The sequence below is a fragment of the Mesorhizobium sp. USDA 4132 genome (genome assembly GCF_056279545.1).
In genome coordinates this window covers 763,166-783,251 of sequence record NZ_JBWCCP010000002.1, presented here as the reverse complement: position 1 = coordinate 783,251, position 20,086 = coordinate 763,166, and the positions used below count along the sequence as shown (strand labels likewise).

The 20,086-nt window shown below is 61.1% G+C and carries 20 protein-coding genes; 11 read left to right on the top strand and 9 right to left on the bottom strand.

From position 1 onward, the window contains the following. The first annotated feature begins 106 nt into the window (after positions 1 to 106). A complete protein-coding gene (locus tag ACZ9IU_RS26395) occupies positions 107 to 1,240 on the top strand; it encodes an NAD(P)/FAD-dependent oxidoreductase (protein WP_040125007.1) in 1,134 nt (377 codons plus the stop codon). Between the two features lie 52 nt (positions 1,241 to 1,292). On the opposite strand, the gene panB is transcribed toward ACZ9IU_RS26395, so the two are convergent. The 7 genes from panB to ACZ9IU_RS26360 all read right to left on the bottom strand — a co-directional run bounded on the left by panB (position 1,293) and on the right by ACZ9IU_RS26360 (position 8,062). Then, positions 1,293 to 2,114, bottom strand: a complete 822-nt coding sequence (gene panB, locus ACZ9IU_RS26390; RefSeq protein ID WP_040125009.1) for a 3-methyl-2-oxobutanoate hydroxymethyltransferase — start codon at positions 2,112 to 2,114, stop codon at positions 1,293 to 1,295. Then, positions 2,111 to 2,986: a pantoate--beta-alanine ligase gene (gene panC / locus ACZ9IU_RS26385; protein WP_040125010.1), complete on the bottom strand. Its 876-nt coding sequence runs from the start codon at positions 2,984 to 2,986 to the stop codon at positions 2,111 to 2,113. Before panC ends, panB begins: the two co-directional genes overlap by 4 nt. An 87-nt stretch (positions 2,987 to 3,073) precedes the next feature. Continuing rightward, the gene (locus tag ACZ9IU_RS26380; RefSeq protein ID WP_051900515.1) at positions 3,074 to 4,183 is read right to left on the bottom strand and encodes an ABC transporter ATP-binding protein; all 1,110 of its coding nucleotides are present in this window, start codon (positions 4,181 to 4,183) and stop codon (positions 3,074 to 3,076) included. A gap of 10 nt (positions 4,184 to 4,193) precedes the next feature. Then, the gene (locus tag ACZ9IU_RS26375; RefSeq protein ID WP_405029357.1) at positions 4,194 to 5,045 is read right to left on the bottom strand and encodes a carbohydrate ABC transporter permease; all 852 of its coding nucleotides are present in this window, start codon (positions 5,043 to 5,045) and stop codon (positions 4,194 to 4,196) included. Then, entirely contained in the window at positions 5,042 to 5,947 is a 906-nt protein-coding gene (locus ACZ9IU_RS26370; protein WP_244447568.1) for a carbohydrate ABC transporter permease, read from the bottom strand. The genes ACZ9IU_RS26375 and ACZ9IU_RS26370 overlap by 4 nt, the downstream gene beginning before the upstream one ends. A 74-nt stretch (positions 5,948 to 6,021) precedes the next feature. After that, complete coding sequence (locus ACZ9IU_RS26365; RefSeq protein ID WP_040125014.1) at positions 6,022 to 7,260, bottom strand: ABC transporter substrate-binding protein; 1,239 nt, start codon at positions 7,258 to 7,260, stop codon at positions 6,022 to 6,024. A gap of 106 nt (positions 7,261 to 7,366) precedes the next feature. Then, a complete protein-coding gene (locus tag ACZ9IU_RS26360) occupies positions 7,367 to 8,062 on the bottom strand; it encodes a GntR family transcriptional regulator (RefSeq protein ID WP_040125015.1) in 696 nt (231 codons plus the stop codon). 60 nt (positions 8,063 to 8,122) lie between these two features. Here ACZ9IU_RS26360 and ACZ9IU_RS26355 point away from each other — a divergent pair, with 60 nt between their 5' ends. Beyond that, positions 8,123 to 9,265 (top strand): mandelate racemase/muconate lactonizing enzyme family protein, encoded by a 1,143-nt coding sequence (locus ACZ9IU_RS26355; RefSeq protein ID WP_040125017.1) that lies wholly within the window; start codon positions 8,123 to 8,125, stop codon positions 9,263 to 9,265. Between the two features lie 250 nt (positions 9,266 to 9,515). Here the strand turns inward: ACZ9IU_RS26355 and ACZ9IU_RS26350 are convergent, their stop codons facing one another. Beyond that, positions 9,516 to 10,145, bottom strand: a complete 630-nt coding sequence (locus ACZ9IU_RS26350) for a GntR family transcriptional regulator (protein ID WP_040125019.1) — start codon at positions 10,143 to 10,145, stop codon at positions 9,516 to 9,518. Between the two features lie 119 nt (positions 10,146 to 10,264). On the opposite strand from ACZ9IU_RS26350, the gene ACZ9IU_RS26345 reads away from it, so the two are divergent. The 7 genes from ACZ9IU_RS26345 to ACZ9IU_RS26315 all read left to right on the top strand — a co-directional run bounded on the left by ACZ9IU_RS26345 (position 10,265) and on the right by ACZ9IU_RS26315 (position 17,462). Continuing rightward, positions 10,265 to 11,689: a M20 family metallopeptidase gene (locus ACZ9IU_RS26345; protein ID WP_157885313.1), complete on the top strand. Its 1,425-nt coding sequence runs from the start codon at positions 10,265 to 10,267 to the stop codon at positions 11,687 to 11,689. Further along, on the top strand, positions 11,682 to 13,364 hold the full coding sequence (locus ACZ9IU_RS26340) for a M28 family peptidase (RefSeq protein WP_040125022.1): 1,683 nt from the start codon (positions 11,682 to 11,684) through the stop codon (positions 13,362 to 13,364). The genes ACZ9IU_RS26345 and ACZ9IU_RS26340 overlap by 8 nt, the downstream gene beginning before the upstream one ends. Before the next feature lie 48 nt (positions 13,365 to 13,412). After that, positions 13,413 to 14,258 carry a transporter substrate-binding domain-containing protein gene (locus tag ACZ9IU_RS26335; RefSeq protein ID WP_040125024.1) on the top strand — a complete coding sequence of 282 codons (846 nt, stop codon included), beginning with the start codon at positions 13,413 to 13,415 and terminating at the stop codon, positions 14,256 to 14,258. A gap of 94 nt (positions 14,259 to 14,352) precedes the next feature. Then, a complete protein-coding gene (locus ACZ9IU_RS26330) occupies positions 14,353 to 15,072 on the top strand; it encodes an ABC transporter permease (RefSeq protein WP_040125026.1) in 720 nt (239 codons plus the stop codon). Continuing rightward, positions 15,072 to 15,794, top strand: a complete 723-nt coding sequence (locus ACZ9IU_RS26325) for an ABC transporter permease (protein ID WP_040125028.1) — start codon at positions 15,072 to 15,074, stop codon at positions 15,792 to 15,794. Before ACZ9IU_RS26330 ends, ACZ9IU_RS26325 begins: the two co-directional genes overlap by 1 nt. Further along, entirely contained in the window at positions 15,791 to 16,573 is a 783-nt protein-coding gene (locus tag ACZ9IU_RS26320; protein WP_040125029.1) for an ABC transporter ATP-binding protein, read from the top strand. The genes ACZ9IU_RS26325 and ACZ9IU_RS26320 overlap by 4 nt, the downstream gene beginning before the upstream one ends. Positions 16,574 to 16,616: 43 nt before the next feature. After that, positions 16,617 to 17,462, top strand: a complete 846-nt coding sequence (locus tag ACZ9IU_RS26315; protein WP_040125031.1) for a transporter substrate-binding domain-containing protein — start codon at positions 16,617 to 16,619, stop codon at positions 17,460 to 17,462. A gap of 54 nt (positions 17,463 to 17,516) precedes the next feature. On the opposite strand, the gene ACZ9IU_RS26310 is transcribed toward ACZ9IU_RS26315, so the two are convergent. Further along, on the bottom strand, positions 17,517 to 17,954 hold the full coding sequence (locus ACZ9IU_RS26310; protein ID WP_040125033.1) for an Lrp/AsnC family transcriptional regulator: 438 nt from the start codon (positions 17,952 to 17,954) through the stop codon (positions 17,517 to 17,519). A 116-nt stretch (positions 17,955 to 18,070) separates the two neighbouring features. On the opposite strand from ACZ9IU_RS26310, the gene rocF reads away from it, so the two are divergent. Continuing rightward, positions 18,071 to 18,991, top strand: coding sequence for an arginase (rocF, locus tag ACZ9IU_RS26305; protein ID WP_040125034.1), 921 nt, complete (start codon positions 18,071 to 18,073; stop codon positions 18,989 to 18,991). Continuing rightward, positions 18,991 to 20,055, top strand: a complete 1,065-nt coding sequence (gene ocd / locus ACZ9IU_RS26300) for an ornithine cyclodeaminase (RefSeq protein ID WP_040125036.1) — start codon at positions 18,991 to 18,993, stop codon at positions 20,053 to 20,055. Before rocF ends, ocd begins: the two co-directional genes overlap by 1 nt. Positions 20,056 to 20,086 lie beyond the last annotated feature (31 nt).

Here is a 20,086-nt window from a genome sequence, read left to right as displayed (position 1 = left end):
GACGTCCCATAGGTCCGGCTTATGGGACGATGAAAACCTCGACTTTGACACCGGCCGGCCGCACCGGAATGGTGGCAGGGATGAAAGACATTGCGGAAACGGCCTTATGGATGTGATCGTGCTGGGTGGTGGCCTGATGGGCGCCGCATCGACCTATTTTCTTGCCCGGCGCGGGGTGCGCGTGACGCTCATCGAGCGGAACCGGGTGGGCAGCGGCGCGACGGTCGCTTCCTTCGGCAATATCCGCCGCAGCGGCCGCTACCTGCCACAACTTCCCCTCGCCCGGCGATCCCTGACGCTTTGGGGCAAGGCGGCGGAGATGCTGGACCGGGACGTCGAGTTTCGGGCGACCGGCCATGTCCGGCTGACGTTCAGCCAGGCGGGTCTCGAGGAGATGCGCAGCTTCGCGACAGCCGCCAGACCTTGGGGTCTTAACCTTGAGGAGCTTACCGCGGCGGAGCTCCATGCACGTTTTCCGGGGCTCGGGCCCGAAGCGATCGCCGCCTCCTTTTCCCCGGAGGACGGAAGCGGCAATCCGCGCCTGATCGCCCCTGCTTTCGCGGATGCCGCGAGACGTATCGGTGCCGAGATCATCGAGAACGTGGAGGTGAAAGCGATCCGGCGAAGCGCCTATGGCTTCGAGGTGGAGACCTCGAACGGCATTCATGCCGCTGCCTGCCTACTCAACACCGCCGGCGCCTGGGGCGCCCGGATCTCCGCACAGTTCGGCGAAGCCGTCCCGATCGTCGCGAAGGGGCCGCAGATGGGAGTAACCGAGCCGCTGCCGCATCGCATCCTGCCGGTCGTCGGCGTCTGGGCTCATGACCACGGCGGTGGGTATCTGCGCCAGGTGGAGCGCGGAAACATCGTCTTCGGTGGCGGGGCGGAACGTACCGATGTTTCGCTCGACACCGGCCATGCCAAGGCCGACCCCGCCCGGCTTCCCGGCCAGTTGCGTGCCCTGCTGCCGATCCTGCCGGCGCTTGCCAATGTCTCGGTGATCCGCACCTGGTCCGGCTGCGAGGGTTATGTCGGCGACGGCCTTCCGGTCATGGGACGATCGGCGACCACGCCGGGGCTGTTCCATGCCTTCGGGTTTTGCGGCCACGGCTTTCAGCTCGGCCCCGGCGTCGGCGACGTGATGGCGGATTTAATCTCGACCGGCGCGACCGAGACGCCCATCGATGACTTCCGGATTGAACGATTTCACAGGCGGGACGAGGGGCAGGAACTAAGTTAGCCACCGCCATACGTCTCCGCTCCCTTGCTCTCCAGTTCAACAAAGAGCGCCATCACGACCGGCGCTTGAACGTATGCTCCTTCGTGGGAAACGCTCGGGAGCGAACATCGCCCGCATAAGCTGCGGCCGCCGCTTCCACCCTCTTGCCCAGCTCGTCATAGCGCTTGACGAAGCGCGGCGTGAAGTCGTTGAAAAGCCCAAGCATGTCGTCCGAAACGAGGATTTGGCCGTCACAGGCAACCGATGCGCCGATTCCGATGGTTGGAACGGCGATAGCGGCCGTCATCTCGCGAGCCAATGTCTCGACCGTGCCCTCGATAACCACCGCAAAGGCTCCGGAGTTGCCGACCGCTTCGGCATCACGCCGGATCTTCGCCACTTCTTCTTCCGAATGGCCGACGGATCGGTAGCCACCTGCGGTATGAACCTGCTGCGGCATCAGGCCGATGTGGCCAAGGACCGGGATGCCGCGAGCGGTCAGGAAAGCGATGGTCTCGGCCATCTCTTCACCACCTTCGAGTTTGACCGCGTCGCAGCCGGTTTCCTGCAGAATGCGCACGGCATTGCGATAGGCCAATTCCCTGGTTTCCTGATAACTGCCAAAGGGCATGTCGACGACCACGCAGGATCTCGTGACACCGCGCATCACCGCCTTGCCGTGCGCGATCATCATGTCGAGCGTCACCGAAACGGTGCTCTCCATGCCGTAGAGGACCATGCCGAGCGAATCCCCGACAAGCAGAAGATCGCAGTGTTCATCCAGCAGCCGCGCCATCGGCGTTGTGTAGGCGGTCAGGCAGACGATCGGCGCTCCACCCTTCATCGCCCGGATCCGACTGGGCGTCAGGCGCTTTAAGGAGCCCGCGGCACTCATCGCGCTTCTCCTGTCCCAGACATCGTTTTTTTCGCAATCACCCGGTTGTCGAGAAGCTTGGTCGTGCCGACCCGCACGAACAGCGCAACAACCACCGGATCCTCGATCTTCGCGATAGCCTGCAACGTGGAGGCATCCCTGACCGCGACGACTTCCGGTTTTGCGAGCGGCTCGCGGCTGATGAAGCCGACAAGCTTTTCTTCAAGGACCTGCGGGTCCGTGAGACCCTGAGCGACGAGACGCTCCGCCTCGTCCAAGGCGCGGGGGACGACGACCGCAGCGCGTCTTTCTTCCTCGCTGAGATAGACGTTGCGGGATGACAGGGCGAGACCATCCGCATCCCGAACCGTCGGCACGGAAACGACGCGCACCGGCAATGCGAGATCGTCGACCATCTGTTTGATGATGACGACCTGCTGGTAATCCTTTTCGCCGAAATAGGCGTTCCTCGGCTGGACGATATTGAAGAGCTTGTTGACCACGGTCGCCACGCCCGCAAAATGCCCGGGTCGAACCGCGCCTTCGAGCTCGCATCCAAGCTCCGGCACATCAACGACCGTCTTCATGGGCCGCGGGTACATATCCTCGACGCCCGGCGCAAACAGGATATCGACGCCTGCTGTCTCCAGCATTGCCCTGTCGCGCTCCAGATCGCGCGGATATCGACTGAGGTCTTCCGTCGGACCAAACTGAAGCGGGTTCACGAAAATCGAGGCAACGACCGTTTCGTTCTCAGCGCGTGCTCGCGAGACAAGTTCCATATGTCCGGCATGGAGATAGCCCATGGTCGGAACGAAGCCGACCGTCCCGCCTTTCGCCTTGGCTGCGGCAAGTGCCGCGCGCAGCGCCTCAATGCTCGATAGGACCCGCATGTTGCCCTCCCTGGCCACGATCACATCGGCGCGGATAGAGAGAGCAAGCGCGGCTACACGTCAATGCAGGCCTTTCGATAAAACCGATTAGACCGACGCGATACGGACTGGAGGCCCATCGCCAGTATCTATTCTAACCTCAGTTTCGGCGTCGAAAAGATTGATGCTTGAAGGATCGACTTTGAACCGAATTTGGTCGCCTCTTCGACCCTTGAACCGCGGTTCAGCTCTGGCTATGACAGCCTGGTTGCCGATAATGGCAGTGACCATGGTGTCTGGACCCGTCGGCTCCACGACGTCGATCACTCCCTCAAGAAAAGCGTCCTCCGTCTCGACGACCTTGAGCTCCTCCGGTCTGACGCCGAACACGCACTCTCGCGTTCCATTCGCGATCCCGGGACCGCTGAGCGCGACGAGCACCCCCTCGCTCGTGAACCGGGTTCCGTCAGCATCCGAAAGAAGTTTCCCCCGAATGAAGTTCATTGCCGGAGAACCGATGAACCCTGCGACGAACATGTTGGCTGGGCGTTCGTAGATGGTTCGAGGATCGGCAAGCTGCTGAACATAACCGCCCTTCATTACGGCCACCTTCGTCGCCAGCGTCATCGCTTCGATCTGGTCGTGGGTGACGTAGACAATGCTGGTGCCAAGACGTTCATGAAGACGTTTTATCTCGGTTCTCATCTCGACGCGCAGTTTCGCGTCCAGGTTCGAGAGCGGTTCGTCGAAGAGAAAAAGATCGGGATTGCGCACGATTGCGCGCCCCATGGCAACACGTTGCCTCTGGCCGCCGGACAAATTTGCGGGAAGGCGATCGAGAAGATGCCCGATCTGAAGCATCTCCGCCGCTTTGCGAATTTCCGCCTTGCGCTCTTGCTCGGGCACGCCCCGCATTTCGAGCCCGAAGCCGATGTTTCGTTCGACCGACATCGTCGGGTACAGCGCGTAGGACTGAAACACCATTGCGATGTTCCGATCTTTCGGCGGCAGGGCCGTGACCGACCGGCCCGCGATGGCGATATCCCCGGCCGACGGTTCGTCGAGCCCGGCGATGATGTTCAACAAGGTGGACTTGCCGCATCCGGAGGGTCCAAGCAGCACCAGAAAGCCGCCGTCTTCCAGATCGACGTCTATTCCGTGGAGGACATCGAGCGCCCCATAGGATTTTCGGATACCGCTTATGGAAAGGGTGGCCATCGTTTTCTCCTCAACCCTTGATCGCGCCTGCGGTAAGACCCTGGACCATCGCGCGCTGAACGATCGCGAAGAGGACGACCACCGGCAGGATGCTGAGTATGCCGCCGGCGGCAAGCACCCCCCACGGCAGCTGGAATTCGCCGACCATCAGTTGCAATCCGACAGGCCACGTTCGGGAACCCTGCCCTGTCGTCAACATGAGCGCAAAAATGAACTCGTTCCACGCAGCGATCGCGATGAATACCGAACTGGCGACGAGACCATTTCGCGCCAATGGCAATACGATGCGCACCATGGCTCCAAGTCGTGTGGAGCCATCGATCCGAGCAGCGCTTTCCAGCTCCTTCGGCGCGGCATCGAAAAAGCCCTTGAGCATCCAAGCAAATAGCGGCAACAGAAAGCTGGTATAAGCAAGCGCCAATCCAAAGCGGCTGTCGACCAGGCCCACTGTCCGCATCATGACGTAGAGCGGGATGATCACCATAACGGCCGGGAACATCCGCACCAGCAGATAGCCGAGCATGATTTTGTCTCGGCCTTTGAACGGCAGCCGCGCGAATGCATAAGCCGCGAGCGTCCCGGTCAGAACGCAGATCACCACTGTAATTGTGGTTACCACCAAGCTGTTTGCAATCAGCACCGGAAAGTTCGATTGCGTCCAGATGGCGACATAGTTTTGAAAGGTGACCGTTCGGGGGATGTACTGCATATGCGAGGTGACGATGTCCGCCTCCGTCTTGAGGGACGTGAGAAACATCCAGAGGATCGGCCCGAGGCAGAACGTCGTCAGAGTTGTCAGCACGGCATAGGTCAGGATGTCTCCCGCAAGGCGCCGGCTGCGGCTGGTCTTGAGCATTCTCATTCCTTCGTGACGCGCGTTAGCCTGATGTAGATGGTCGCAAACAGCATGAGGAGGATGAACATGACGACCGAAAGCGCGCCCGCATACCCGAAATTGAACTCGCGATAGGCAGTCTGGAACGCGTAGAGCGACAGGACTTGCGTGGCGTTGCCGGGGCCTCCGCCGGTCAAGACGAGCAGCAGGTCCGGCGAGTTGACGAGGCTGATCACGCGCAGGATGACGGCCGCGGCGATCACCGTCTTCAGCATGGGCACCGTGATCAGACGAAACTGACGGACGGGGCCTGCGCCATCGACCGCCGCAGCTTTGTACAGGTCCTCCGGGATGCCCTTCAATCCGGCGAGAAACAGAAGTGCGAAGAACGGAAAACCGTGCCACGCCTCGACCAGAATAGTCGCGGCCAACGCGGTGGCCGGATCGGCAAACCACGCCTTGTAGGTGCTCAATATCCCAATCCCTACCAGCAGGTCGTTGATGACGCCCAGCCGTGGATCCAGCAAGAGAGCCCACATATGTCCGGCCACCACGTTCGGCAGGAAATAGGGAAGCAGGATCAGCACGCCGAATAACTTCGTACCTGGAAGGTTGCGGTTGAGCGCCACGGCTGCGACGAAGCCGAGCGTCACTTCGATGGCGATAGCTGCCGTTACCCAGATCGCTGTATTTTTCAACGAGATCCAGAAGACCCGATCCGACATCATCGCGACGTAGTGCTTCATCCCAACCCAGCCGTTAAGGCCGGGCCGGGTGAGGCGCATTTCCCGCACGCTGATGACGAAGCCGTAGAGCGTCGGATAGGCGACCACCAGCAGAAGCAGGACAAGGCTCGGAAACAGCAGGAGGTAGACCCAATACCGCGTTTCGGAAAGGTTTCCGAGCAGCGTGATTGGTCCACGTGGCAAGATTGACTTCATGTGATCGCGGCGCATGCCGTCCTCTGGGACGCGACGACGTTACGGTCATCGCGTCTGGTTGACTAACGAAGCGCGGCTTCGAGCCCTTGGATCATGCGGTCGACGGCCTGCACGGGTGTCAACTGCCCAGTCAGAACCGACTGGAAGGCGGGATTGACGACATTTTCCGACCACCCGGCAGCGCCGACGAAACTGTTGGGCAGCCGCCCGAACTCGAGTGTTTTTGAAGCGGCCTGATAGACCGGATTGGACTTGATCCGCTTATCCTCAAGCGCCGCCGTCGACGCGGGGAAATAGCCCGTTGCTTCCAGCAGGGCGACCGCCGCGTCCGTTTCACCCCAGAAACTGATCCAGTCCCAGGCAGCGTCGATATTGTCGTCCTTCATGATGCCGTTGCCGGCATACGCAACACGCGCAATATGGGCCTTCGGGCCCGCCGGCATGGGAGCCGTGGCGAACTGTTCGCCCGCTTTGAGAGCAGCGGAGATTTCGATCAGCGATCCCGTATGATGCCAGACCATGGCGGTCTGACCGGTGCGGAATCCTTCCATGATCTGGCGATAGCTGTCGTTGGGCGCGCTTGGTGGAACGACCTTCTCCTTGAGAAAGAGGCTCGAATAGAAGCTGATGGCCTCGACTGCGGCTGCCTTGTCGATCGCCGCCTGCCCGTCCTTCACGATCGGAGAGCCGAAGGACTCCATCATGTCGATGACGTATTTGAATGCTCCCGCGCCACCTCGCATGCCGAACGCGTAGCGACCTTTCGTGGGGTTAGTCAGTTTCCTGCAGGCGGTAACGAACTCGTCCAAGGTCTTCGGCGGGCCCGCAAGGCCCGCTTCCTCGAAATAGTCCTTTCGGTAATACATCCAGTCGACGAAGGCATAAGCTGGAACGGCATATACGGCGCCGCCCTGGGACATGCCGGTCCACCGGTTTTCCGGCAGATTGGCCTTGCCCTTCCATGCACTCACCCGCTTGGTGATGTCCGTCAATGCGCCCATCGCCGTCAGGTCGGCGAAGCGTTCCGCGATGACCATACCGGTATCCGGCCGTCCGCCGGCCACCACCGCGGACGAAACCTTCGCCATGTATTCAGAGTTCGGGATGCTTTCCTGCGTGACCGTGACGCCCGGATGAGTTTTGGCGAACAGCTCGATGATTTTCAACAGGCCGGCCATCTCCGATTGGCTCGTGAAATGGTGCCAGTAATTTATCGCGGTCGCCGCATTGGCGGAGCGAATGTTGCCGGCCAGCGCCAGGGCGGCCGTCGCGGCGAGAAACTCACGTTTGGTGATCTGCATCTAATCCATCCTCCCACATATCAGATTGCAAATCTGATCGATCAGATAGAGATAGCAATCTTTCGAAGGCTCGGCAAGGCCAAGACGACTGGACGCGCGGTTCCGGTCAAACCAGTCCCATATTTCGATGAATCGCTGCCTGGAAATGCGCCTGAAGCGCCTTCTCTGCGGCATCGGCATCCCTGGTGGAACATGCCTCCAGAATATCCAGATGCTCCTTCAATGTCCTAATGAGGATCGGAGGCGTCACCTTCCGTTCCAATCGCAGCAAACGCAGGTAGTTGTGCATTCTACGATAGGCCGTATCGATCAGCGGATTACGCAGTGCCGCGACGATCTGGCCGTGAAGCTCGAGCTCGAGGAGATCCATCTCCGCGAGATGATCGACGGTAAGTCCATCTCTCTCCAGTTTACGCATAAGCCTGGAATGGCGGACTTCCAGACTGTTCATCAACTCCTCTTCGGCCTGTTCGGCAAAGACTCGCACGGCCGACCTCTCGATGATCGAGCGGAACTGATATGTCGCACGCGTCAGGTCGAGACCCGGTCGAACGAACTGGATTCCGGAGCGCGGATGGATCGTCAGAATGCCTTCGGCCTCAAGCATTCGCAGGGCGTCGCGGAGCGGCGCGACCGGCACGCCGACGATTTCCGAAAGCTCGCTCTGGGAGATGAATGCGCCCACAGGAACCTTTCGTTCGAACAGACTCTCGAGGATCCGCTCATAGGCTACGTCGCTGAGCCGCGGCGCGGCGGGTTCGACGCCGGCTGATCTTCCCTTACGCGCTTGCGATTTTTTCATACGTCCGATAATACCATTGATAGATCAGTTGACAAATTAAAACGATCAGAGAGCGCTGTTATGCCCCTATCAGAATTCCGTATAACCCGATTTCAGTTCGCCCGCGACAGGGTAATCGGAGACAGTCAGGTCCGAGCCGACGACGTCAACGTCGCTGCTCTCGAACTTGTGGGCGAAAGCGGAAAGATCGGGCTGGGCTTTATCCAGACTCTCTTTCATCCCCTCCCGGATCAAACCGAGATCGAGGCGGTTTTTGCAAACGAGGTTTGGCCCGGCATCGAGGGCCAGGAAGCCATCGCGCTGGTCCATCGGGTCCATCGCCCGCGGGGCGGCAACCAGCGCGCCTTTTCGCTGCCATTTCACGAGGCGCTGCAGGTCGCGTTGTGGGACCTTGCCGCCAAGGAAGTCGGATTACCGCTCCACACCCTGCTCGGCAGCCGTCGTGACCGTGTTCGCGCCTATGCCAGCGGTCTCGACTTCCACCTCGGTGACGAAGCGTTCTGCGCGTTGTTCTCACATGCCGCGAGCCTTAGATACACGGCATTCAAGATTAAGGTGGGCCATCAGGACTTCAAACGGGATATGCGTCGTCTCGATTTGTTGAAGGAAGTCGTGCCTGCCGGTTCACATATCATGATCGATCCCAACGAGGCCTGGAATTCGAAGGAAGCCCTGGTGAAGCTTACGGCGATCCGCGACGCCGGCCATGCTCTGTTATGGGTTGAAGATCCAATTCTGCGCCATGACTTCGAGGGGCTCCGGACACTCCGTCACGCGGTCAACTGGACCCAGATCAACAGTGGAGAGTATCTCGACGCAACGGGAAAACGGATCCTTATGGAAAATTTCGGGACCGATCTGCTGAACGTCCATGGCCAGGTGACAGACGTCATGCGGATCGGTTGGCTTGCAGCCGAGCTTGGCGTCCCGATCAGCCTGGGCAATACGTTCCTGGAAGTCGGAGTGCACATGGCTGTCGCACTTCCGGAAGTCGAATGGCTCGAATATTCGTTCCAGAATTTCGATCACCTGGTGGAGCAGCCTATCGAGATCAAGGACGGTTTTGCATTCGCACCAAACCGTCCGGGCCATGGACTTGTTCTCAGCGAAGCGGCCCGCAAGGATTGGTCTCGTCCCAAGCGCCTCGACCGATCGGAACTTGGTGCGGCCCCGACAAACCCTCGTTTGCCATACCTCGCTTGACGCTCATCAGCGGCGCATCGAGCTTCACGGTTGCACGCACAGGCGCCTGCCCAATCAGATTTGCTACCGTCATGCAGATTGCGGTCTTGATCATTACCGGCGGATAAGATGCTTCGCTGAAGGCCGCGCTCTCTGATGTCGCGCGGTTTGAGGCCGAGTCGCATCCGCTTGCTGAGAAGTTGCGCCGCATCCTTTCAACGCGGATGAAGGTTACCCGACGCCGGCGCAGTGTAGGATCGACCGAACACCTTTATCTCTGTCGGATATGCCTTTCAATCAGCGCTCTCAGCTTGCTGACATTGCCCGCCTCCAGAAGATCGACCATTTCGTGATGCTCCCGAGCCGATTGCTCTATTCGCGCCCGCGTCTTCCACTGGGAAACCGGAGCGGAAGACGTGCGCTGGCGAAGTTCCGCAATGATCCCATCCAGTTCGTCGTTACCGGACAGCTGGACGAAGGCACGATGGAAATTCAAGTTGGCTTCATATTGCTCCAGCACGGTGCCGTGCAGGATAAGGTTTTCGAACCGCTCGGCCAGGACGCGCAAGTTGCTGATATCGTCGGCCGTCGCCGCGGCCACAGCTTTGGGGACCACCCCGGTTTCCAGTAGGATGCGAATCTCGGCAATGTCCTCGGCTTGTTTTCCGTCAGCCTTGTAAACGTGATAGCCGCGGTTCGGCACGTGCTCGACGACACGCTTCTGCGCCAGGCGATCGAGCGCGCGGCGAATCTCGTTGCGCCCGCGCCCGTAGCGCGTTTCGAGATCGACCTGCTTCAGCCATGTGCCCGGCTGAAGTATTCCGGACTGGATATCCGTAAGGATAAGCTGGGTGGCATCTGGTTCGCCGTCTGCGATGGGTTCGTCGAGCAGGGTGTTCATCCGTTTGACCTCAAGCGGCCGGGAGGCGATTTGCCTAATCACTAGCCACAAATTTCATTTGCCGAAAGAGGAATCTTCCCATAAATTGGTACCAATTTTGGATGAAATGTGTAGGCAAAATGAAAAATTTCGACAACGTCTGGGAGATCGTTGACGGCAAGGCACCCAGGTTTGCCGAGCTTAGCGACTATATCTGGGAAGTTCCGGAGACCAATTACGAAGAGTTCCGCTCCTCCGCGGCGCATGCCGAACTGCTGGAAGCCGAGGGCTTCAGGGTCATGCGCAATGTCGCGAACATCCCGACGGCCGTGATGGGCGAGGCCGGCGAAGGCGGTCCGGTCATCGCCATTCTCGGCGAATATGACGCCCTGCCCGGCCTCAGCCAGGTCGCGGGCCTTGCCGAGGAAAAGGCGGTGGTCGAGGGCGGCCATGGCCATGGCTGCGGGCATAACCTTCTCGGTTCCGGCTCCATGCTGGCGGCCGCTGCCGTCAAGGATTACCTCAAGGCGAACAATCTTCCGGGCCGCGTTCGCTATTATGGCTGCCCGGCCGAAGAGGGCGGCTCCTCAAAGGGCTTCATGGTCCGTGCCGGCGTTTTTGACGATGTCGACATTGCCATTTCCTGGCACCCGGCCGCATTCGTCGGCGTCAACAATCCGATCTCGCTCGCCTGCAACGAACTCAATTTCCACTTCTCCGGCCGTGCGTCGCACGCGGCGGCGTCGCCGCATCTGGGACGCAGCGCGCTCGACGCAGTCGAGCTGATGAATGTCGGCGTCAATTATCTGCGCGAGCATATGCCGTCCACGGCACGTGTCCACTATGCCATTACCGACACCGGCGGCCATGCACCGAACGTCGTGCAGGCGAAGGCATCGGTGCGTTATCTCGTCCGGTCGCGCACGCTTCCGGAACTTCTGGAACTCGTGGCCCGCGTGAAGGATGTGGCGGCCGGCGCGGCCCTGATGACCGGTACCTCCGTGCGCAGCCAGATCGTCAGTGGCGATGCGAACCTGGTCGGCAATACGCCGCTCGAAACGCTGATGCACAACCACATCGAGCGCGTCGGCCTGCCGCCTTTCGACGAGGCGGACAAGGCGACCGCCGCAAAATTCCAGGAAACCTTCAGTCAGGCCGATATCGCTGCGTCCTTCGGACGGTTCGGGTTGAAGGTCCGCAAGGGCGTGTCCCTCTGCGATGTCATCTTCCCGCCGGAAAGCGGCGACGGAACGCTCGTCGGCTCCACCGATGTCGGGACAGTGAGCTGGGTCGTGCCGACCGTCCAGATGCGCGGCGCCACCTATGCGATCGGCACGCCCGGCCATTCCTGGCAGCTCGTCGCCCAGGGCAAGCTGCCCGCCGCGCACAAGGGCATGACGCATGCGGCCAAGGTAATGGCATCGACCGCGGTCGACCTCATCCTGAAGCCGGAACTGATCGCGGAAGCGAAAGCCGATTTTGCGGCACGGCTCGAAGGCACTCCCTTCGTCAATCCGATCCCCGATGACGTCCAGCCAGACATTCGGGAGAAGCGGGATGTCTGAGGCGCCCCTCCAGCCCGACCGCCAGATCCTGATGGGCCACATCCACGAGTTTGGCAAACGGGTGAAACTTTCGGGCACGGCGGAAGAGCTGGAAAGCTTTCGATATCTGGAAAGGCAGATAGGCTCTTACGGTTATCGGACGCAGCTTCTCTCGCACGACGCCTATATCAGCCTGCCGGGCAAGGCTGCTGTCGAAATCGATGGCGACGCCATCCGCTGCATTACCCATTCCATGTCGGTCTCGACGCCTGGTGAAGGCATCTCGGCGGACGTCATCTATGTCGCTGAAGGCACCGAAGCCGATTTCGAGGGCATCGACGTTAAGGGGCGCATCATCCTTGTCGATGGCATTGCGACCGAAGACGTCGCGGCCCTTGCAAGTGCCCGCGGCGCGATCGGGCAGCTCCACGTCAGCCCCAACGAACACCTCTACGAAATGTGCGTGTCGCCCGTCTGGGGCAGCCCCTCACAACATACGCGCACGCAGCTGCCAAAGACGGCGATCTGCACCATCTCCCGCGACGACGGCGAGCGGCTCCGTCAGGCCTGCCGCGCCGGCAAGGCGCCAGTGGTTCGCCTGACGACGGAGGTCGATACGGGCTGGCGCAAGACGCCCATCCTGGTTGCGGAGCTTTCCCCGGACGGTCGACCGGATGCACCTTTCGTCCTGTTTTCCGGCCATCACGATACCTGGCACTACGGCGTGATGGACAATGGCGGAGCCAATGCCACCATGCTGGAAGCCGCGCGCCTCCTGGCCGAGCGACGTGAGAGCTGGCGGCGGGGCCTGCGCATCTGCTTCTGGTCCGGCCATTCCCACGGCCGTTATTCCGGGTCCGCCTGGTATGCGGACGAATATTGGGACGAACTGGAACAGCGTTGCGTTGCGCATGTGAATGTCGATTCCACCGGCGGTGCAGGCGCCGACATCCTGACGAACTCGGCCGTCATCGACGAATTGAAGGCGGTCGCGGCAAGGGCCGTCGAAACGGTGACCGGACAGGCGCATGGAGGTCGTCGTCACGGGCGCGCTGCCGACCAGTCCTTCTGGGGCGTAGGCATTCCCTCGATGTTCGGCAGCCTCAGCCATCAGCCCCCAGGGCCGGTGAAGATGCTGACGGCGCTCGGGTGGTGGTGGCACACGCCGCACGATACGGAAGAGCATATCGATTCGGCCAATCTTCAGCGCGACACCGAGATCGTGTTGCGTGTGCTCGGTGAACTGCTCGATGCCCGCGTTCTGCCGCTCGACTACACCGCCTACGCAGCGTCTCTCAAACATGAACTCGGCGGCCTGGCCGCGGATCTGGCGGGACGGATAGATCTGAATGCCCTGATCTCGGTGGTGGATGAACTGCGCCAGTGTGCCGAAGCGATCAACGGTGTCGCGCAGCAGGAAGTCGATCCGGTTCGCGCCGAGATCATCAACGACCGCCTTCGGCAGGCCTCCCGCCTACTCGTTCCATTGAACTACACGTTCGGTGACCGTTTCCATCACGACAATGCGCTTCCGCATCCGGCCCGGCCGTCTCTATCAGGGCTTCGCGAACTGGCCGCCTTGCCGCAAGGGCATGCCGATATCCCGTTCTTCGCGGTTCATGCGCGCCAGACGCGCAACCGCATTCTCTCCGTCTTGAAACAGGCCTGCACGGTGCTTGCCCTCGACGGAATATGACATCCCAACCGTCCTCTCCAACGCAACGAATAAATAAGGGAACACGACATGAAGACCGGGAAACTCTGGGCGGCCGCGCTGGCCGCCACTCTCACCGTCATGCTGCCTAGCGCAGAAGCCAAGGATTGGACGCATGTGAAGGTCGGCATCGAAGGTGCCTTCCCCCCATGGAACGCGCTGGATTCCAAGGGGAACCTGACCGGCCTCGATATCGACCTCATCAACGACCTGTGCCAGCGCGCCAAGGTGGAGTGCGAGCTGATCGCCGGTGAGTGGAGTGCCATGATCCCCAGCGTCAACGCCGGCAAGTTCGACCTTATCATGACGCTCGGCATCAATGAAAAGCGAAAGGAAGTCGTTGATTTCACGGTGCCTTATGCGAGCGGCGTGGCGACCTTCATCACACTGAAGGACAGCCCGGTCAGCAAGCTGCCGATGACCGGCGAACGGCTGAACCTCAACGACAAGGACAAGGCCGATCCCGTGATGAAGACGATCGGCGGTGTTCTTTCCGGCAAGACGATCGGCGTCGTGCAATCGACAAGCCAGGAGCAGCTGATCAACGCCTATTTCGGCAAAAGCGTCACCGTCCGCACCTACAAGAATTCCGGCGAGCGCGATCTCGACCTCAAGGCCGGCCGCATCGATGCCGGTTTCGATAGTGGCGTCTATGGCACCACCGCACTTGCCAAACCTGGGAACGAGGATCTGGCGATGGTCGGACCGCTGATGAAGGGTGCCATGCTGGCGACGGAAGTCGCCATAGGCATGCGCAAGGGCGAGACCGATCTGAAGGAGAAGTTCGACACGGCCATCAAGTCGGCGGCTGCGGACGGCGTCATCAAAAAGCTCTCCGAAAAGTGGAGCAAGCTGGACCTGACGCCATCGTTCTAACCCGGCGGACCCGGCGCGAGGTGCGCAAGTCGCGCTCTCGTGCCGTGACGCCGGGATCTGGACACGAACAAACCTCCATGTGGATGAGGTCTCCATGAACCAGCCGACAATACTGGATCTGATCGGAACCGGCCCGAATGGCTGGGGCATGGCCCTTGCCGCAGCCACCGTCATGACGGTCCTGATCGCCATCGCCGGTTTTGCGATCGGTGGCGTGATCGGCGTCTTCGGTGCCTGGGCGAAGGTCTCGGGCGGTCCGGTGACGCGCGGGATCGCGGGTTTCTACACCACGGTTCTGCGCGGCATACCCGATCTTCTGGTCATCTATCTCTTCTATTTCGGCGGCAGCGCTGCCGTGACCGCGATCGGCAGGTTGTTCGGCGCTGAAGGCTTCATCGGCTTTCCGGGCTTCCTGGCCGGCGCGCTCGCCGTCGGCATCACCTCCGGCGCACAGCAGACGGAGGTCTTTCGCGGCGCCTTTCGGGCGGTGCATTCCGGCGAGCTGGAGGCGGCGATCGCCTGCGGCATGTCGCGCTCCCTGCGGTTTCGCAGGATCCTGGCGCCGTTGACGCTTCGCCACGCAATTCCCGGCATGGGCAATGTCTGGCAGGTCGTGCTGAAGGAGTCCGCGCTGGTTTCGGTCACGGGCGTTGTCGAACTCCTTCGGCAGTCGCAGATCGGCGCCGGCTCCACCGGCCTGCCCTTCGATTTCTACGTCATCGCCGCTGCCATCTACCTGGCTATCTCGACGATTTCCGGCGGTTTCCTGCAACTCAGCGAAAAGCGCTTCACGCGCGGCGTCAGGAGGGGTTGATGGATCTGCCGTTTCTCTACGAAACCTTCCTGAGCCTCGTTGCCGCGGTGCCGCTGACGCTGCAGCTTGCCGCGAGTGCGATCGTACTCGGCGCGTTCCTGGCCCTCGGCCTGGCGCTCTGCCGGCTGTCCGGCATCCTGCCGCTCGACTGGTTCGCGAGGGCCTATATCTTCGTCTTCCGCGGAACACCGCTGCTCGTCCAGATCTTCCTGATCTATTACGGCCTCGGCCAGTTTCGTGAGGTCCGCCAGAGCATGGTGTGGGTGGTGCTGCGCGACCCCTACTGGTGCGCCGTCATTGCCCTGATGCTGAACACCGCTGCCTATTCCGCCGAGATCATCCGCGGCGGACTGCTCTCGGTCCCGTTCGGCCAGATCGAAGCGGCGCGCGCCTGCGGCATGTCCCGTTTCATGACCTTCCGGCGCATTGCCCTGCCGCTCGCAATCCGCCAGGCGCTGCCCGGTTATTCCAACGAGATGATCTCGATGGTGAAGGCGACGTCGCTTGCCTCGATCATCACCATCATGGAAGTGACCGGCGTCGCCGCCAAGCTGATCTCCGAGACCTATCGGGCGATCGAAGTCTTCGTCGTCGCCGGTGCCATCTATCTTGCCATCAACTTCATCCTCACCCGGCTTGTTGCCCTCGCCGAGTATCAACTGAGCCCGCACCTGCGCCAGCCTGCGGCCTTGCCCAGCACATCCACGGGAGCCGCTAGATGACGCCTTCGACCAATCCACCCGCACCGGCGGCCATCACCCTGCGCGGGCTTCGCAAGAGTTTCGGTCCGGTCGAAGTGCTGAAGGGCATCGACATGGAGGCGCGCGAGGGCGAGGTCGTCTCGATCCTCGGCTCCTCCGGTTCCGGCAAGTCGACCATGCTCCGCTGCATCAATATGCTCGAGACGCCCGATGCCGGCGAAATCACCGTTGCCGGCGAAACCATCCGCATGAAGCCGACCGGCTCCGGCAAGAGCCGCATTGCCGACCGCCGCCAGGTGGAGCGTATCCGTTCCGAACTCGGCATGGTGTTCCAGAGCTTCAATCTCTGGTCCCACAAGACCGTGCTCGAAAACGTCATGGAGGCGCCGCTACACGTGCAGAAGCGTTCGCGCGCCGAATGCCTGGAAGAGGCGGAAGCTCTGCTGGCCAAGGTGGGTATTGCCGACAAGCGCAATCATTACCCGGCGCATCTTTCCGGCGGCCAGCAGCAACGTGCCGCCATCGCCCGCGCGCTTGCCATGCGGCCGAAGGTGATGCTGTTCGACGAGCCGACCTCGGCGCTCGACCCGGAACTCGTCGGCGAAGTGCTGCGCGTCATGCGGGCGCTTGCCGAAGAAGGCCGCACCATGCTGGTCGTCACGCATGAAATGGGCTTTGCCCGCGATGTCTCGAGCCGGGTCATCTTCCTGCACCAGGGCGCCATCGAAGAGGAAGGCCGGCCGCAGGACATGTTCACCAACGCGAAATCCGAGCGCTTCCGGAAATTCATCAGCGGCTGAGCCGCTCCACCATTCTACCCAGACAAAGAGAGGGAACTGACAGATGAAATTCATCAAGACGGCAATCACCGTCGCTTTCACCGCCATGACGCTGATGGCGGCCGCTGCGGCGCAAGACAAAACGGAAATCGTCATCGCCACGGAGGGCGCCTTCCCGCCCTATAACCTGACCCGTCCGGATGGCACACTGGACGGCTACGACATCGAACTCGGCAAGAACCTCTGCGAGCGCATGAAAATCAAGTGCACGTTCGTCGCTCAAGCCTTCGACGGCATCATCCCGGCCCTCAATGCCGGCAAGTTCGATGCCATCATGGCCGGCATGTCGGCCACCGAAAAGCGCAAGGAAGTCATCGACTTCTCCATGTCCTACGGCAGCACCGGGCAGTCCTTTGCCACACTGAAGGATGGCCCCCTGGCAAAAATGCCGATGAAGGACCAGCTTTTCTCGCTCGCCTCCAACGAAGCCGGCGCTCGCAAGGCTGTCGAAGAGCTGAAGCCGCTGCTGCAGGGCAAGACGGTCGGCGTCCAGACGGCTTCCATCGCCGCACGCTTCGTCGACGAATACCTGAAGGACGTGGTGCAGGTTCGCGAGTACAAGACCACGGAACAGCATGACCTCGATCTCATTTCGGGCCGTGTCGATTTCGTCATGGCGTCGATGGGCTACCTCATGACCGCCGCGCAGAAGCCGACCAATAGCGACATGACGATCGTCGGCCCTCGCTTCCAGGGTGGCTTCCTCGGCGCCGGCAGCTCGGTCGGCCTTCGCAAGGCGGATACTGCGCTCAAGCAGAAATTCGACGAGGCGATCGCGGCCGCCAAGGCGGACGGGACGACGAAAAAGCTGTCCACGAAGTGGTTCGGCTTCGACATGACCCCGCAATAATCTTTAAATTATCCAAATATCAGAAGGCCGCGGCATCCGGTGCTGCGGCCTTTTCTATAACCGAGCCTTGGTGCTACGGGGCGTCGCGAGCACGAGGCTGGTTTCCGTCGCCGTAATCCCCGGCACCAGACGGACCCGCCGCAGCACGGTGTCGAATTCGGCCAATGTCGTGGTACCGAGTTCAACGATCAGATCCCAGCGACCGTTGGTCGTGTGGATTTCCGAAATCTCCGGAAATCCCCCAAGCGCCTTGATGACCTGGTCCGCCGCCCTACCCTCGATCTCCACCATCATGATCCCGCGCACCGGCAGTTCGACAGCGTCAGCCCGCAAAATGACAGTGTAGCCGAGAATGCTGCCGGCCTTTTCGAGCTTCTCCATGCGCGAACGAACGGTGGCGCGCGAGGCCCCGAGATCCGTCGCAAGGTCGGAAATGCTCCGCCTTGCGTTGTGACGCAATAGCGTCACAAGTTTGCTGTCAAAATCGTCCATGCTCAAAGCGCCTATCGAAGATACCATTTTGATAAGCCAGTTCGAATAATTTGGCAAATTGAGTTGTTCAATCTGCCGCGCCTTCGTGGTCCAATCATCATAACGGAGATCAAGACATGCATTGCAAACTCATTGGCATCCCCCTGCAGGACGGCGCGGTGCAACTCGGCTGCGAAATGGGCCCAAGCGCGCTCAGGACCGCCGGTCTCGAAACGGCGCTGAGGGAACTTGGCCATGAGGTGACCGACCTCGGCAATGTCGGCATTTCGAAACTGTCCGATGTCACGCATCCGAACGCCGCGATCCGACGCCTGCCGCAGATTGTCGCCTGGATCGAACTGCTGACGGAACTCGCCTATCGCGAAAGCGGCGAAGGCATGCCAATTTTCCTGGGCGGCGATCACGCCGTCTCCGCCGGGACAGTGGCGGGCCTTGCCCGCCGGGCCGCCGAAGCCGATCGGCCGCTCTTCGTTCTGTGGCTCGATGCACACACTGATTTCCACACGCTCGACACCACGACAAGCGGCAACCTGCATGGCGTGCCTGTCGCTTACTTCACCGGTCAGCCGGGTTTCGAAGGTTATCTGCCGAAACTCTCGCATCCCGTCGATCTGGCCCAGGTCTGCATGATCGGCATCCGCAGCGTCGATCCGGCCGAGCGCGCCGCGCTGCGCCAGAGCGCGGTGACGGTTCACGACATGCGCGTGATCGACGAGCATGGGGTCGCGGCGCTGTTGCGTGCTTTCCTTGAAAAGGTCGCGGCGGCCAACGGCTTGCTGCATGTCAGCCTCGATGTCGACTTTCTTGAACCCACGTTTGCTCCGGCCGTCGGCACGACGGTTCCAGGCGGTGCAACCTTCCGCGAGGCGCATCTGGTTATGGAGATGCTGCACGACAGCGGCCTGGTCACCAGCCTGGACCTGGTCGAACTCAACCCGTTCCTCGACGAGCGCGGTCGCACCGCAACGCTGCTGGTCGATCTCACTGCCAGCCTGATGGGCCGCAAGGTCATGGACCGCCCGACAAGGAGTTTTTGATGCCCGTAACCGCCCACCTGAACATCGTGCCGTTCATCAGCGTCGAGAACATGATGGATCTCGTCGTCGCAACCGGCGTCGAAAGGTTTCTGGTCGAGTTGGCGGGTTACATCGAAGACGATTTTCGCCGCTGGGAAAGTTTTGACAAGATCCCGCGCGTCGCCTCCCATTCGAGGGACGGCGTGATCGAGCTGATGCCGACCAGCGACGGAACGCTCTACGGCTTCAAATATGTCAACGGCCACCCGAAAAACACGAGCTCCGGCCGCCAGACGGTCACGGCCTTCGGGGTTCTCTCTGATGTCGACAGCGGTTATCCCCTGCTTTTATCGGAAATGACTATCCTGACGGCGCTGCGCACCGCCGCCACCTCGGCGACCGCGGCAAAATACCTGGCGCGCAAGGAGGCGCGCACCATGGCCTTGATCGGCAACGGCGCCCAGAGCGAGTTCCAGGCGCTCGCCTTCAAATCCTTGCTCGGTATCGACAGGCTGCGGCTTTACGACATCGATCCCGGTGCGACCGCCCGATGCCGCCGCAATCTCGAGAGATTTGGCTTCGACATCGAAGCCTGTACCTCCGCCGAGCAGGCCGTCGAGACAGCCGACATCATCACCACCGCGACCGCCGACAAGCACAATGCCACGATCCTGACCGACAACATGATCGGCCCCGGCGTGCATATCAACGGTGTCGGCGGCGACTGCCCCGGGAAAACGGAAATGCACCGCGACGTCCTGCTTCGCGCGGACATATTTGTGGAGTTTCCGCCACAGACACGGGTTGAGGGCGAAATCCAGCAGCTTTCATTCGACCATCCGGTGACGGAACTCTGGCAGGTCATCACCGGCGAAAAGCCGGGGCGCTCATCGGAAAAGCAGATCACGCTGTTCGATAGCGTCGGTTTCGCGATCGAGGATTTTTCCGCGCTCCGCTATGTCCGCGACCGGGTGAGCGGCTCGACTTCCATAAACCAGCTCGATCTGCTCGCCGATCCGGACGAGCCGCGCGATCTGTTCGGGATGCTGCTTAGGCGCCAGGCGCTTCTCGCCTCCGCCTGCTGACCTCCCGGGCGTTGGCAGGTTCTGCGGCTTA